The following is a 13,287-nucleotide window of genomic DNA, read 5'->3' on the forward strand; positions in this document are numbered from 1 at the left end:
CCCCGAACAGGAGCGGTTTCGCCATGCCCGATTCCACGTCCCTGCACCTGGCCGTCGCCCTGGACGGCGCCGGCTGGCACCCCGCCGCGTGGCGGGAGCCGGAGGCCCGGCCGGAGGAGCTGTTCACCGCCCGGTACTGGGCGGATCTGGCCGCCGAGGCCGAGCACGGGCTGCTCGACCTGCTGACCTTCGAGGACGGTCTGAGCCTGCAGTCCGAGCAGCCGTTCGCGCCGGACGCCCGCACCGACCGGGTGCGCGGGCGGCTGGACTCGGTGCTGGTCGCGGCCCGGATCGCCCCGCTGACCGGGCACATCGGGCTGCTGCCGACGGCGGTCGTCTCGCACACCGAGCCGTTCCACCTCTCCAAGGCGGTGGCCACCCTGGACTTCGTGAGCGGCGGCCGGGCGGGTCTGCGGGTGCGGGTCTCCGGACGCCCGGACGAGGCCGCGCACTTCGGCCGCCGCGCGGGCGCCGATCTGCGGCAACCGGCCGTAGTGGCCGAGGAGTTGGCGGAGGCCGCGGACTACGTGGAGGTGCTGCGCCGGCTCTGGGACAGCTGGGAGGACGACGCGGAGATCCGCGACGCCGCCACCGGCCGGTTCGTCGACCGGGACAAGCTGCACTACATCGACTTCGAGGGGCCGAGGTTCCGGGTACGCGGCCCGTCCATCACGCCGCGCCCGCCGCAGGGCCAGCCGCTGGTCGCGGCCCTGGCGCACGGCCCGGAGACCTTCCGGCTGGCGGGCGGGTCGGCCGACCTGGCGTTCATCACGCCGACCGACGGGGAGGCGGCCAGGGCCGCGTCCGCCGCGATCGCCGGGGCCGCGCGGAGCACGGGCGCCGACCGGCCGGTGCGCGTCTTCGCCGACCTGGTGGTGTTCCTGGACGACCGCCCGGGCGCGGCCGCCGACCGCCTCGCCCGGCTGGACGAACTGGCGGGCGCCGAGTACCGCTCGGACGCCCGGGTCTTCGCCGGTACGCCGACCGAACTCGCCGATCTGATTGAGGAGTTGACGGAAGGCGGCCCGAGCGGCGTCCGGTTGCGCCCGGGTGCGCTGCCGTACGACCTGGAGCGGATCACCCGGGCGCTGGTGCCGGAGCTCCAGCGGCGCGGCCGGTTCCGCACCGCCTACGGGGCGTCCACCCTGCGCGGCCTGCTCGGCCTGCCGCGTCCCGCCAACCGCTACGCGACCGCCTCCGCCTGACCACCCGGAAGGACCCTGATGACCAGCACCGGAAAGCCCGTCAAGCAGATCCACCTGGCCGCGCACTTCCCGGGCGTCAACAACACCACGGTGTGGAGCGACCCGGCGGCCGGCAGCCAGATCGAGTTCGCGTCCTTCGCCCATTTCGCGCGGACCGCCGAGCGCGCCAAGTTCGACTTCCTGTTCCTCGCGGAGGGCCTGCGGCTGCGCGAGCAGAACGGGCGGATCTACGAGCTGGACGTGGTCGGCCGGCCGGACACCTTCACCGTGCTGGCGGCCCTCGCGGCCGTCACCGACCGGCTGGGCCTGGCCGGCACCATCAACTCGACGTTCAACGAACCGTACGAGGTGGCACGGCAGTTCGCCTCGCTGGACCACCTGTCGGCGGGCCGCTCGGCGTGGAACGTGGTGACCTCCTGGGACGCGTTCACCGGCGAGAACTTCCGGCGCGGCGGCTTCCTGCGCGAGGAGGACCGGTACACCCGGGCCCGGCAGTTCCTGGAGGCGGCCTGGCAGCTGTTCGACTCCTGGCGCGGCAACGAGGTGCTCGCCGACCGCGCCTCCGGGCAGTTCCTGGGCGACCCGGACGCGGGCCGGTTCGCCCACCGCTCCTCGGAGTTCGACATCGCGGGGCGCTTCGACGTGCCGCGCGCCCCGCAGGGCCGGCCGGTGATCTTCCAGGCGGGCGACTCCGACCAGGGCCGCGAGTTCGCCGCCGCCTCCGCCGACGCGATCTTCTCCCGGCACGGCACGCTCGTCGCCGGCCAGGCGTTCTACGCGGACGTGAAGGGCCGGCTCGCCAAGTACGGGCGGCGGCCGGAGGAGTTGAAGATCCTCCCGGCGGTGACGTTCGCGCTCGGCGACACCGACGCGGAGGCGCACGAGCGGGCCGCGCTGATCCGCCGTCAGCAGGTCAGCGGGCAGAGCGCGATCCGACTGCTGGAGCAGGTCTGGAACCGCGACCTGTCCGACCTCGACCCGGACGGCCCGCTGCCGGTGCAGGACCCGGTGGTCGGCGAGCACCACGTCGCGCAGGGCCGCGCCTCGGTCCGGATGACCCGCGACCCGCTGGCCGTCGCCCGCGAGTGGCGGCAGATCGCCGAGGCCAAGCGCCTGTCGGTGCGCGAGCTGATCATCGAGGTGACGGGCCGCCAGTCGTTCATCGGCACCCCGGCCCGGGTCGCCGAGGAGATGAACCGTTTCGTCCAGCAGGACGCGAGCGACGGCTTCATCCTCGCCCCGCATCTCACCCCCACCGGCCTGGACGAGTTCGCCGACCGGGTCGTGCCGCTGCTCCAGGAGCGCGGCGTCTTCCGCACCGAGTACCGGGGGACCACCCTGCGCGACCATCTCGACCTGCCCGAACGCCGGGCGGCGGGGGCGTCCACGCCGCGTTGATCCGTTGTTGATCGGCGGGGGCCACCATGGCGGACGTGCCGGTCCCGGGGGTGGGTTCGAAGGGTGATCGGCCGTCAGTTTCGGCGCGGCCCGGGGGCCGCCGGGATCACGGGTGGAATCGATCATGCGCATCCGACAGCTGTCCGCCGCCGCCGTGGTGGCGGCCCTGGGCGTCTCCCTCACCGCGTGCGCCGAGGAGCGGCCCACCGCGCCGCTCGCCCCGGCCGCCCCGGTGGCGCCCGTCGCCGCGGAACTCCCCGTCTCCCCCGTCCTGGAGAGCACGCCCTCCGCGCCCGCGGCGGCCGGGACGCGCCGGTGCACCGCGGCCGACCTGCGGGCGACAGTGGCGGCGGCCCCCGTGGCGGCCGTCCCGGACGGGCCGGCGACGGCGCGGATCGAGCTGGCCAACCGGAGCTCGGCGACCTGCACCATGCAGGGCTTCCCGGGCGTCGACCTGGTCGGCGACGCGGCGACCTGGAGCCTGCCCCGCTCCCGCACGGCGCAGCCTCGACCGGTGACCCTGGTGCCCGGCGGCAGCGCCTACGTGCTGATCGACTACCTGCCGTACCGGGGGCGCGGGCAGCGCGGCCAGAGCGAGTTCAAGGTCAGCACGATGGTGCTGACCCCGCCGGACGACACCGGCCGGCTCACCGTCCACTGGGAGGGCGCCAACCCGCAGGACCGCCGCGCCGCCGACCGGCCGGGCACCCAGGTCCGACCGATCACCGCCACCCGCTGAGCCCCGTTCCCGGTCAGGGCGCGGACGGGGCCTGCGGGTCGGGGCGCAGCGCGCCGAGGATGGGCAGCATGGTGACGGGCGCGAGCTTGATCACGGTGCCGGTGTGCGGGGCGTGGACGACGGTGCCGCCGCCCAGGTAGAGCGAGACGTGGTCGGCGTCGTCGTGGTAGATCACCAGGTCGCCGGGGCGCAGGTCGCGCAGCGGGATCCGCCGGAGTCCGGCCCACTGCTCCTCGCTGGTGCGCGGGATGGCGACTCCGGCGGACTGCCAGGCCTGTTGGGTGAGGCCGGAGCAGTCGTAGGCGTCGGGGCCGGTGCCGCCCCACAGGTAGGGCTTGCCGAGCTGGTCGAGGGCGTAGGCGATGGCCTGCCGGCCGGCTTCGGAGGCGCTGCCGCCGGGGCCGAACGCGCCGGCGGCGAGCATCTCCTCGCGGGCCTTGTCGGCGCGCTCGCTCTCCAGTTGCTCCAGCAGGTCGAGCTGGTCGGCGGGGGTGGAGTCGAGCAGGCGTGCGGTGCGGTCGGCGGCGGTGCGGGCGCGGTCCAGGGCCCGTTGGGCGTCCTTGGCGGCGGTGGCCGCCGACTCCTCGGCCCGCCGGGCCTGGTCGGCGGCGAGCACCAGGCGGGCCCGGGCCTCGCGCAGTTCGTTCAGCACCTCGGCGGCGGTGCGGGTCTGTTCGGACGCCCGCTGCTGGCGTCCGAGGTACTCCTCCGGGCTGCCGGAGAGTAACAGCCGGGCGAGCGGCCCGAGGGAGCCGAGCGGGCCGCTGCGGTACAGCTCGCCGACCAGTCGGGCGGCCTGCGACTCGGCCTCGCCGACGCGTTGCCGTTCGCGTTCGGCTCCGGCCTCGGCCTGCTCCGACTCCTGCTTCTTCCGGGCGAGTTGGGCATCGGCGGCGATCGAGTGCTGCTCGGCCGCCTCGGCGCTGTGCCGGGCGTCGGCGAGGTCGCGGCCGAACTCCTCGAGTGCGCTGCCCGCCGTGGCGCTCTCCGGCGGCGGCGGTGGGTCGGCGGCGGCGGGTCCGGCGGCGGCGAGCAGCAGCGCGGCGGCGAGGGCGCGTGCCGCCGTCCGCCAGGACCGAAGGGTGCCACGGGCCATCGGAGTCCACCGTCCTCGTCCGTCCGGGCCGGGTGCGCCGCCCGGCTGTTCGAAACCCCCGCCACTGTGGCACCCGTCCCCGTGGCTGCCCCGCATCCCCGTCCCGCACGGCCCGCCCCTCACCCGCCCGGCCCAACACCGCCGGTCGGCCGCCCGGCCGGGTCCGGGGGCGAGGTGGCGCTTACGGTGGGTGGATGACCGTTCGTCGGCGTCTCGGGCACCTGGGGGCGGCGGGCGCGTTCGCCGTGTGCATGGCGGGGACGACGTTGCCGACGCCGCTGTACGGGCTGTACCAGGAGCAGATCGGGTTCTCCGAGCTGATGGTGACGGTGGTGTTCGCCGTCTACGCGTTCGGGGTGATCGGGGTGCTGCTGCTGGTCGGCGACGTGTCGGACGCGGTGGGACGGCGCCCGGTGCTGCTGTGCGGTCTCGGGTGCGCGGCGGCGGCCGCCGTCGCGTTCCTGGCCGAGCAGGGGCTGCCGCTGCTGTTCCTGGGCCGGCTGCTGTCCGGGTTCTCGGCGGGGCTGTTCACCGGCACCGCCACCGCGTACGTGCTGGAACTCGCGCCGCCCGGACGGCGGGCGCGCGCCGCCTTCGTCGCCACCGCCGCGAACATGGGCGGGCTCGGCCTCGGGCCGCTGCTGTCCGGGCTGCTCGCCGAGTACACCGACCACCCGCTGACGCTGCCGTACCTGGTCCACCTGGGGCTGCTGGCCGTCTCCTTCGCCGTCCTGCGGTCGCTGCCCGAGACGGTCGCCGGGGCCCGGCCGCTGCGCACCGCCCGGCCGCGCCGCCCGCGGCTGCCGGCCGGGGTGCGGGGCGTGTTCGTGCCGGCCGGGATCGCCGCGTTCGCCGGTTTCTCGCTGCTCGGCGTCTTCACCTCCGTCAGCCCGGCGTTCCTGGCGCAGAGCCTGGACGTGCGCAATCACGCGGCGGTCGGCGGCGTGGTGTGCCTGGCGTTCTTCGCCTCCACCGGCGGGCAGCTGCTGGTGCCGCGGCTGGGCGCGGCCCGGGCGATCCCGCTGGGGTGCCTGGTGCTGATCGCCGGCCTCGGACTGCTCGCCCTCTCGCTCGCCACCGGCACCCTGGCCCCGCTGGTGCTGGCTGCGCTGGTCGGCGGCACGGGGCAGGGCCTGGGCCTGCGCGGCGCGGTCGGCGAGGTCGCCGCGGCGGCGCCGCCCGGGGCGCGCGGCGGCGTGCTGTCGGCGCTGTTCGTGGTGGCCTACTTCGGCATCTCCGTGCCGGTGATCGGCATCGGCGTGCTGTCCGGCCCGCTCGGGCTCACCCGGGCCGGGATGGTCTTCGCGGCCTGCATGGCGCTGCTCGCCGCCGCGTCCGGCGGGTACCTGCTGCGCCGCCCGTCCTGAGCAACGGCCGGCGGGCGGACCGGGCGGGCGCGGCGGCCGGCGGGCGGCCCGGGCGGGCGCGGCGGGGGTTCAGGCGGCCCGGGCGGGCGCGGCGGGGGTTCAGGCGGCCCGGCCGAAGCCGCCGGGCGCGGCAGTGACGGACTGCGGGAAGGCGAAGACGCCGTCGGGGTCGTAGCGGCGGGCGGCCATCTGCAGGCGCGGCAGGTTGTCGCCCCAGTAGGCGCGGCCCCAGTCCGGCAGGGTGGCGTCGATGTAGTTGACGTACGCGCCGGTGGCGCCGAGCCGGGCGAGGCCGTCGCGCACCGAGTCGACGGCCGCCTTGACGCGGGCCTCGGTGTCGGGGGTGGCGCCCGCGTAGACCTGGGCGCTGGCGAGCGAGTGCCGGTGCGGGAAGGCGGTGGCGGTGGGGGCGAGGTCGGCGACGGCGCCGCCGAGGGAGTCGAGCAGCAGGTCGACGCCGCTGTGACCGGTCATCAGCTCGGTGACCTCGGCGGGGTCGATCGGGTGGGCTCCGAGCATCCGGGAGACGGCGACGAACCCGGTGCGGGTGAGCCGGCCGCCCTCCCAGGTGGGGTGGCACTGGGCGAGGGTGTCCCTGGCGCAGCCGGCCATGTACTTCATCGCCGCCAGGTAGTCCTTGGCGGCGACGGTGCGGCTGCCGGGTGTCGTCCCGGCGGCCTTCACCAGCCGGTCGACCTGCTGGTTCGCGCCGTCCGGGCCGCCGACCCAGCAGCCGACGACCCGGCAGCTCGGCGGGCTGCCGCCGGCGATCTGGCAGCTGGCCCACAGTTCGTCGGGCGCGGCGGCCACCCACTGCTGCCACGCGCCGAGCACCTGCGGCACCGACCCGGCGGGGAAGCCCAGCGAGATGACGGTCAGGCCGGGCGCGGGCGCGGTGTCGAAGGCGAAGCGGGTGACGACGCCGAAGTTTCCGCCTCCGCCGCCGCGCAGCGCCCAGTACAGGTCGGCGTCGTCCCCGGGCGAGGCGGTGTGCAGCGCGGAGTCGGCGGTGACGACCTGCGCGGCGGCGAGCCGGTCGCAGGTCAGGCCGTACTTGCGGGCCAGCACGCCGATGCCGCCGCCCAGCGTGAGCCCGCCGACGCCGACCGTCGGGCAGCTCCCGGCGGGCAGCAGCCGTCCGGCGGCCGCCAGGGCCGCGTACACCTCGATCAGCCGGGCGCCGGCGCCGACCCGGGCGGTGCCCCGGTCGTCGACCGTGACGTCGGCCATGCCGCGCAGGTCGATCACCAGGCCGCCGGCGGGGATGCTGTAGCCGAGGTAGCTGTGGCCGCCGCTGCGGGCCGCGATCGGGATGCCGTGGCCGCGGGCCACGTCCAGGCAGGCGCGGACGTCGTCCGGGGAGAGGCACTTGGCGACGGCGGCGGGCAGTTGACCGTCGTTCAGCTCGTTGAACCCGAGCCGCGCCGTGCCGTAGCCGGCGTCGGGCGGCAGCACCAGCCGGTCGCCCAGGCGTCGGCGCAGCGCCTGCCAGTCGGGCGGCGCCGCGCGCCATCCGCGCGGCCGGGCCGGGAACGCGCCCACCGCCCCCGCGCTCCCCGCTCCCGCGGCCACTCCCGCGACCGCGGCCGCTGCGGCGGTCAGGAACCGCCGACGATCCATTCCCATGGCGCACCTCTCCGCCCGCGCCCCGTCGGCCCGGGCCTCCTGTGCGCCGATCGTCGCCCGCCGCCGCCCGGCCCGGCCCGCCGCGCTGCACCCATCGGCCCATCGGCTCATCAACTCATCGGCTCATCGGCTCATCGGCCCGGCAGCGGGCCCGTCAGCCCGGCAGCGGCCCCAGGTGCTCGGCGACCCGCTGCCGCAGCAGCAGGTACTCCGCCCAGCGGCGCGGCGTCGGCCCCGGCGGGCGCTCGACCGTGCGCGGCGCCGTCACCTCCTGTCCGTCCCGGAACTGTTCGAGCGTCAGGTCCAGCTCCGTCCCACTGGGCAGCCGGTTCCACCAGTGGAATCCGCGCCGCTGCCCGCCGTGGTGCACCTCGCCGACCATCAGCACGCCGCCGAAGAGGTCGTGCACCAGCAGCGCCGTGATGTCGCAGTGGCCCCACGCGGGGTTGTCCGGGTGCCAGCCGCCGCGCTCCAGGTCGTCCGGCGAACAGGTGTCGGCGGCCCAACTGGCGCGCAGCGCCCGGTCGATGTCGCGCAGGTTCCACGGGGTCATCCCGGCAGCATGGCAGCCGCCGCCGACAGCACCCGCCCGGGGCCGGTCAGGTGGTTCCGGCGGTGACGGACTCGATCCGGCCGTCGGGGAACTCGACGTAGCCGTGGGCGAGGACCGGCTGGTTCATGCCGAAGACCATGGCGGTCCAGAACGGGGGCGTCTTGCCCTCCAGGGACTGGCAGTCGGCGGGGAAGCAGGCCTTGTCGGTCTGGCTGACGATCTCGGCGCGCCCGCGCCAGCCCGCCGGGAGGTGCAGGGTCGCCCAGTTGGTGCCGCACCTGGGGGCGTACCAGTTGACGAGCTTCCCGACCACCTGGCCCTGGTACTCGATCGAGGTGATGTGCCCCTGCTGCGCGCCCTGGCCCCAACAGGGCGTCTGCTCGGGGTCCTGGTGCGCGCAGCCGTAGCCGACGGCGTCTCCCCCGCAGGCCTCGGACGGGAGCGGGTCGCTGCCGGGCGGGAACCCGGTGGCGAGCGTGCCGCGGCCGTCGGTGCGGTCGGGGGCGAGCAGCAGCGTCAGGGTCGCGGTGAGCGCGCTGGACAGCAGCACGGCGAGCAGCAGCGGCCACCACCGGGTGCGGTACACGGTGACGGTCTCGGGCTCCGGCGGCGGGCCGGGCGCCTGCTCGGACGCCTCCTGCACCTCGGACGCTTCCTCGGCCGCTTCCCCGGCCGCGTCCCACCAGCCGCGCCAGCGGTCGACGTCCCTGCGGCCGCACGCCTGGACGAACGCCGCGACGACGTCCCAGGACGGCAGGCGCCGGCCGTTCTCGGCGAGCGAGAGGGTGCTGTGCGAGTAGCCGGAGACGGCGGCGAGTTGACGCAGCGTCAGGCCGGATTCGCGGCGGGCCTCGCGCAGGCGTTCGGCGAAGCGCGCGACGGCGCCGCCGTTCCCGTCCAGTGGAGTCTGCCTGCGCGCCATGCCGCACCCCCGGGGTCGTGGCCCTGCCAACGCTGTCCGATTGTTCAGCGTTGTTCGGCGCTGTCAAGGCCCACGCGGGCGCGGTGGAGGGCCTGTTCGGCCGTGTCCGGACCCCGGGTCCGGGGCCTTGGCGGGCCCGGCGGGCGCTGCTGCACTCCTCGTATCGACGCGGCGAACGTCGCGGCGGAGCAGAGGAGTTGACATGCGAGTGAGGAAAGCGGCGGCCGCCCTGGCCGCGACGGCGGCCCTGCTGGCCGGCGGGCTGGTGACCGGGGCCGGACCGGCGCAGGCGCAGGTGCAGGCTCAGGCGCAGGCGCAGGCGCAGGCAGCGACGGCGGCGGCGCCGTGCGGCGGGATCGGGGAGCCGATCGACGGACAGCCCGGCCGGACCTGGAACGGCTGCGTCTACGCGACCGACGGCCTGTACTTCCGGTGGCACAACGGCGGCGGCACGGTCAGCTGGTCCGACCCGCTGGGCATCGCCCTGCCCTACCGCACCAAGGTGTGGATCTACTGCTGGCTGCCGGGCCCGCAGGTGACGGGCGGCTACGGCCCCACCACGCTGTGGGACGCGGTCGGCTATTACCAGCGGCCGGGCGGGCCGGTGGAGTGGTTCGCCTCGGCCGACCACTCGATGGCCACCGACGCGTGGATCTACACCGGCACCGACCAGCCCATCGGCGAGGCCTGCCACTGGTCGTAGCCCGGGCACCGGCGGACCCTCCGCGCAGGCGCGGGGAGGGTCCGCCGGCCGAGCCCGGCGGGAGGGATCCGGTGTCAGGCCTGCCGGGTGATCAGCAGCACCGTGTACACCCCGCACTGCGAGCCGTTGACCTGCCCGCTCACCACCCAGCCGGCCGGGACGGGCGACGGCCCGCAGACCACCAGGCTGGTCTGGGTGGTGACCTTCAGCAGGGTGTACACGGTGTAGACCCCGCACTGCCCGGAGCCGCTGCCCGCCTGGGTGATCACCCACCCGGCCGGGACGGGCGACTGGCCGCAGACCACCAAGCCGGTCTGCGTGGTGACCTTCACCAGCGTGTTGACGTTGTACGTGCCGCACGCCGAGCCGCTGCTCTGCACCCCGGTGATCACCCAGCCGGCCGGGACGGCGGACTGTCCGCAGGCCTGGATCGACGCCTGGTCGGCGAGCTTGACGAGCGAGTACACCTGGTAGCTGCCGCAGCTGGAACTGTTCTGCATCGCGGTGATCACCCAGCCGTCCGGGACCCGCGAGTTCGCGCACACCTGGAGCGCGGTCTGGTTGGTCACCAGCAGCACGGTGAAGGTGCCGTACGCGCCGCAGGCGGGCGAGTTGGGCTGGATCGCGGTGACCACCCAGCCGGGCTGGATCGCGGACTGGCCGCAGTCCTGGAGCGTGGTCTGGGTGGTGACCTTCAGCAGCGAGTACAGCGGGTAGTTGCCGCAGCCGGCGCCGTTCTGGGAGCTGGTGATCACCCAGCCGTCCTGGATCGGCGAGATCGCGCAGGCCTGGTAGGAGGTCGCGGACGGGGGGATCAGCGTGACGGTGTACGTGCCGTACGTGCCGCACGCGGCGGAGACGGTCTCGATCGCGGTGATCACGAAGCCGGGCAGGATCGCCGACTGCGCGCAGTCCTTCAGCGTGGTCTGGGTGGTGACCTTCAGCAGCGAGTACAGCGGGTAGCTGCCGCAGGTCGGGCCGTTCTGCATCGCGGTGATCACCCAGCGGTCGGGGATCGGCGAGTTCGAGCAGGCCTGGACGGTGGTGGCGTCGCCCAGTTCGGTGATGGTGAACAGCCCGTAGCCGCCGCACCCGGCCCAGTTCTCACTGACGATCACCCAGCCGGCGGGTACCGGCGTGTAGCCGCAGATCGTCGTCGTCGCCCCCTGCACCGCCCCGGGGGCGGCCTCGACGGTCACCGTCCCCTGGGCCGCCTGCGCGCTGGGCGTCGCCGCGAGCGAGAACGCGCCCAGCAGCACGGCGGCCACCGCGGCCCATCCGGCCACTAACCTCCGCAGTCCGATCATCATGTGCGCCCCTTCTGTTCGGTGTCCGGCGCGGCGAGCCTGACAGACCGTCGGGCCCGTGAACAGACCGCCCCGGAAGGGGGTCGGTGTGCCTGCCGAATGCGTTTCGGAATTCCCCGGAATTCGCCGCTCCGAAATGCGGGGACACACCTTTGCGGGGCTCGTCAATATTTACTTCCCCGGATTCGCTCTGCATAGTGGTGCGTCGAATCGAGCGAGGGGGCTCTTCTTTGTCGCAGATCCACGGCAGCGCCGCACAGCAGGTGGAGTTGGAGCGGGTGCAGGTGTCGGCCATCGGCGAATTGTTCGACGAACGGCTCGCCGGGGCGCGGGCGCAGTTGGGGCGGGTGCTGGCGTCGGCGCCGGGCAGTGCGGGCGAGGTGTACGAGCGCGAGCTGGCGGCCGGGCGGTGGGCGGGCGAGGTGCGCCGGCTGGAGGGCGCGGAGGGCGGGCTGGTGTTCGGCCGGATCGACCGCGCGGACGGGACGGTGCTGCGGATCGGGCGGCTGGGCCTGCACCGCGACGGCGACGAGCTGCCGTTGCTGGTCGACTGGCGGGCGGAGGCGGCGCGGGCGTTCTACGAGGCCACGCCGGTGCACCCGTTGGGGCTGCGGCGGCGCCGTCACCTGAGCCTGACGGGCCGCACGGTGGTCGCGGTGAGCGACGAGCTGCTGGACGGCTCGGAGCCGGCCGCCGGGGACGTGGTCGGTGACGGCCCGTTGGCGGCGGCGCTGCGCGAGCGGCGCACCGGCCGGATGGGGGCGGCGGTGGCGACGCTCCAGGCGGAGCAGGACGCGATCGTCCGCTCCGCGCACCGGGGGGTGACGGTGGTGCAGGGCGGGCCGGGCACCGGGAAGACGGTGGTGGCGCTGCACCGTGCCGCGTACGTGCTGTACGCGTTCCCGAAGGCGGCCGAGCGCGGGGTGCTGGTGCTGGGGCCGAACGCGCGTTTCCTGGACTACGTCTCGCAGGTGCTGCCGTCGCTGGGCGAGAACGACGTCGTCCTGGCGACCTGCGAGGAGTTGGCGGGTGTCCGGCCGGGCGCGGTGGACGGGTTCGACGCGGCGCGGCTGAAGGGCGGCGTCGAACTGGCCGGTGCGCTGGCCGCCGCGGTGCGGGAGCGGCAGGCGCCGGACGGGGAGTTCGCGGTGCGGGTCGGGTCGGAGCAGGTCCGGCTTGCGGCGGCGGAGGTCGCCGAGGCGCGGGCGGCGGCGCGGGCGAGCGGGCTGCCGCACAACGCGGCGCGCGGGCTGTTCCTGGAGCTGCTGGTGGACGCGCTGACGGACGCGCTGGCCCGGGGCACGGCCGAGGCCCTGGAGCGGATCGACGCGGAGGTGGCCGAGCTCACCGGCATCGACCTGGACCGGATGGCGGCCCGGGATCTGCGCCGGCTCGGGGTGGACGACGAACTGCCGGACAGCAGTGCGGAGTTCGACGCCGACGCGGTCCGGGCGGCGCTGCTGGAGGACGCGCACCTGGACCGGGCCGTCGAGCAGGTCTGGCCCCGGCTGACGCCGGGCGCGCTGGTCGAGGCGCTGCTGGCCGACGCCGGCGCGCTGGCCGCGCACCTGCCGTCGCTCACCGGCGCGCAGCGGGCGTCGCTGCTGCGCGCCCCGGGCGCGCCGTGGAGCGCGGCCGACGTGCCGCTGCTGGACGAGGCGGCGTGCCTGGTCGACGGGCCGCCCGAGCGGGTCTTCGGGCATGTGGTCGTGGACGAGGCACAGGAGTTGACGGCCATGCAGTGGCGGATGGTGGTGCGCCGCTGCCCGGGCCGTTCGATGACGCTGGTCGGGGACTTCGCGCAGGCGGGCCCGGCGGCGACCGCGCGGGGCTGGGACGAGGCGCTGGCCCCGCACCTCGCCGGGCGCTTCGACCTGCGGACGCTGACCGTCAGCTACCGCACCACGCGGGAGATCCTGGCCGCCACCGGGGAGTTGCTGCGCCGGATCGCGCCGGAGCAGCCGCCGGTCCGGTCGATCCGCGGCGGCGAGTCGCCTCGCACCGTCGTGGCGCCGCCGCAGGAGCTGGCGGGCGCGCTGCTGCGCGAGTTGCGCGCGCAGGCCGCCGCGCATCCGGGCGAACTGCTGGGCGTGGTCTGCGCGGACGGCCGGGTGGCGGAGCTGGCGGCGGCGGGCGTCGAGGAGTGGGCGCGGCTGGTCCCGGCGTCCGAGGCGCGCGGCCTGGAGTTCGACGAGGCGGTGGTGGTGGATCCGGAGGGGATCGTCGCGGCCCGGCCGGCCGGCGAGCGGGACCTGTACGTGGCGCTGACCCGCGCCACCAAGCGGCTGTGCACCCTCACTGTCGGCGGCCCGGGGGCGTAGCGGGCCGCCCACCTGCGGCCGGTCCGGGGCCACCAGGCAGAATCGGCGTC

Annotated in this window: 11 protein-coding genes; 6 read left to right on the forward strand and 5 right to left on the reverse strand. The window is 75.6% G+C overall.

Annotation, left to right across the window (positions count from 1 at the left end):
• Positions 1-23: 23 nt before the first annotated feature.
• The 3 genes from ACWEMJ_RS16330 (at position 24) to ACWEMJ_RS16340 (ending at position 3,342) form a co-directional block, all read left to right on the forward strand.
• On the forward strand, positions 24-1,205 hold the full coding sequence (locus ACWEMJ_RS16330; RefSeq protein ID WP_452137708.1) for an LLM class flavin-dependent oxidoreductase: 1,182 nt from the start codon (positions 24-26) through the stop codon (positions 1,203-1,205).
• 18 nt (positions 1,206-1,223) lie between these two features.
• Positions 1,224-2,603, forward strand: coding sequence for an NtaA/DmoA family FMN-dependent monooxygenase (locus ACWEMJ_RS16335; protein ID WP_452137709.1), 1,380 nt, complete (start codon positions 1,224-1,226; stop codon positions 2,601-2,603).
• Positions 2,604-2,727: 124 nt separating this feature from the next.
• Entirely contained in the window at positions 2,728-3,342 is a 615-nt protein-coding gene (locus ACWEMJ_RS16340) for a DUF4232 domain-containing protein (protein WP_452137710.1), read from the forward strand.
• 13 nt (positions 3,343-3,355) lie between these two features.
• On the opposite strand, the gene ACWEMJ_RS16345 is transcribed toward ACWEMJ_RS16340, so the two are convergent.
• On the reverse strand, positions 3,356-4,438 hold the full coding sequence (locus ACWEMJ_RS16345) for an NlpC/P60 family protein (protein WP_452137711.1): 1,083 nt from the start codon (positions 4,436-4,438) through the stop codon (positions 3,356-3,358).
• A 194-nt stretch (positions 4,439-4,632) separates the two neighbouring features.
• On the opposite strand from ACWEMJ_RS16345, the gene ACWEMJ_RS16350 reads away from it, so the two are divergent.
• On the forward strand, positions 4,633-5,805 hold the full coding sequence (locus ACWEMJ_RS16350; RefSeq protein ID WP_452137712.1) for an MFS transporter: 1,173 nt from the start codon (positions 4,633-4,635) through the stop codon (positions 5,803-5,805).
• A gap of 99 nt (positions 5,806-5,904) precedes the next feature.
• Here the strand turns inward: ACWEMJ_RS16350 and ACWEMJ_RS16355 are convergent, their stop codons facing one another.
• The 3 genes from ACWEMJ_RS16355 to ACWEMJ_RS16365 form a co-directional block, all read right to left on the reverse strand.
• Positions 5,905-7,431 carry an FAD-binding oxidoreductase gene (locus ACWEMJ_RS16355; protein WP_452137713.1) on the reverse strand — a complete coding sequence of 509 codons (1,527 nt, stop codon included), beginning with the start codon at positions 7,429-7,431 and terminating at the stop codon, positions 5,905-5,907.
• Positions 7,432-7,585: 154 nt separating this feature from the next.
• Positions 7,586-7,984: a YunG family protein gene (locus ACWEMJ_RS16360; protein WP_452137714.1), complete on the reverse strand. Its 399-nt coding sequence runs from the start codon at positions 7,982-7,984 to the stop codon at positions 7,586-7,588.
• A gap of 46 nt (positions 7,985-8,030) precedes the next feature.
• Entirely contained in the window at positions 8,031-8,906 is an 876-nt protein-coding gene (locus ACWEMJ_RS16365) for a helix-turn-helix domain-containing protein (protein WP_452137715.1), read from the reverse strand.
• Positions 8,907-9,108: 202 nt separating this feature from the next.
• On the opposite strand from ACWEMJ_RS16365, the gene ACWEMJ_RS16370 reads away from it, so the two are divergent.
• Positions 9,109-9,609, forward strand: coding sequence for a hypothetical protein (locus ACWEMJ_RS16370; RefSeq protein WP_452137716.1), 501 nt, complete (start codon positions 9,109-9,111; stop codon positions 9,607-9,609).
• A 74-nt stretch (positions 9,610-9,683) separates the two neighbouring features.
• Here ACWEMJ_RS16370 and ACWEMJ_RS16375 read toward each other — a convergent pair whose 3' ends face one another.
• Positions 9,684-10,919, reverse strand: coding sequence for a hypothetical protein (locus ACWEMJ_RS16375; RefSeq protein WP_452137717.1), 1,236 nt, complete (start codon positions 10,917-10,919; stop codon positions 9,684-9,686).
• A gap of 227 nt (positions 10,920-11,146) precedes the next feature.
• On the opposite strand from ACWEMJ_RS16375, the gene ACWEMJ_RS16380 reads away from it, so the two are divergent.
• On the forward strand, positions 11,147-13,237 hold the full coding sequence (locus tag ACWEMJ_RS16380; RefSeq protein ID WP_452137718.1) for a HelD family protein: 2,091 nt from the start codon (positions 11,147-11,149) through the stop codon (positions 13,235-13,237).
• Positions 13,238-13,287: the final 50 nt, after the last annotated feature.

Source organism: Kitasatospora sp. NPDC004531, assembly GCF_053602195.1.

What these genes read in the sequence shown, in the direction of transcription:
- ACWEMJ_RS16330 (WP_452137708.1), top strand. Translation starts at nt 24, where the DNA reads ATGCCCGATTCCACGTCCCTGCACCTGGCCGTCGCCCTGGACGGCGCC.
- ACWEMJ_RS16335 (WP_452137709.1), top strand. Translation starts at nt 1,224, where the DNA reads ATGACCAGCACCGGAAAGCCCGTCAAGCAGATCCACCTGGCCGCGCAC.
- ACWEMJ_RS16340 (WP_452137710.1), top strand. Translation starts at nt 2,728, where the DNA reads ATGCGCATCCGACAGCTGTCCGCCGCCGCCGTGGTGGCGGCCCTGGGC.
- ACWEMJ_RS16345 (WP_452137711.1), bottom strand. Translation starts at nt 4,438, where the DNA reads ATGGCCCGTGGCACCCTTCGGTCCTGGCGGACGGCGGCACGCGCCCTC.
- ACWEMJ_RS16350 (WP_452137712.1), top strand. Translation starts at nt 4,633, where the DNA reads ATGACCGTTCGTCGGCGTCTCGGGCACCTGGGGGCGGCGGGCGCGTTC.
- ACWEMJ_RS16355 (WP_452137713.1), bottom strand. Translation starts at nt 7,431, where the DNA reads ATGGGAATGGATCGTCGGCGGTTCCTGACCGCCGCAGCGGCCGCGGTC.
- ACWEMJ_RS16360 (WP_452137714.1), bottom strand. Translation starts at nt 7,984, where the DNA reads ATGACCCCGTGGAACCTGCGCGACATCGACCGGGCGCTGCGCGCCAGT.
- ACWEMJ_RS16365 (WP_452137715.1), bottom strand. Translation starts at nt 8,906, where the DNA reads ATGGCGCGCAGGCAGACTCCACTGGACGGGAACGGCGGCGCCGTCGCG.
- ACWEMJ_RS16370 (WP_452137716.1), top strand. Translation starts at nt 9,109, where the DNA reads ATGCGAGTGAGGAAAGCGGCGGCCGCCCTGGCCGCGACGGCGGCCCTG.
- ACWEMJ_RS16375 (WP_452137717.1), bottom strand. Translation starts at nt 10,919, where the DNA reads ATGATGATCGGACTGCGGAGGTTAGTGGCCGGATGGGCCGCGGTGGCC.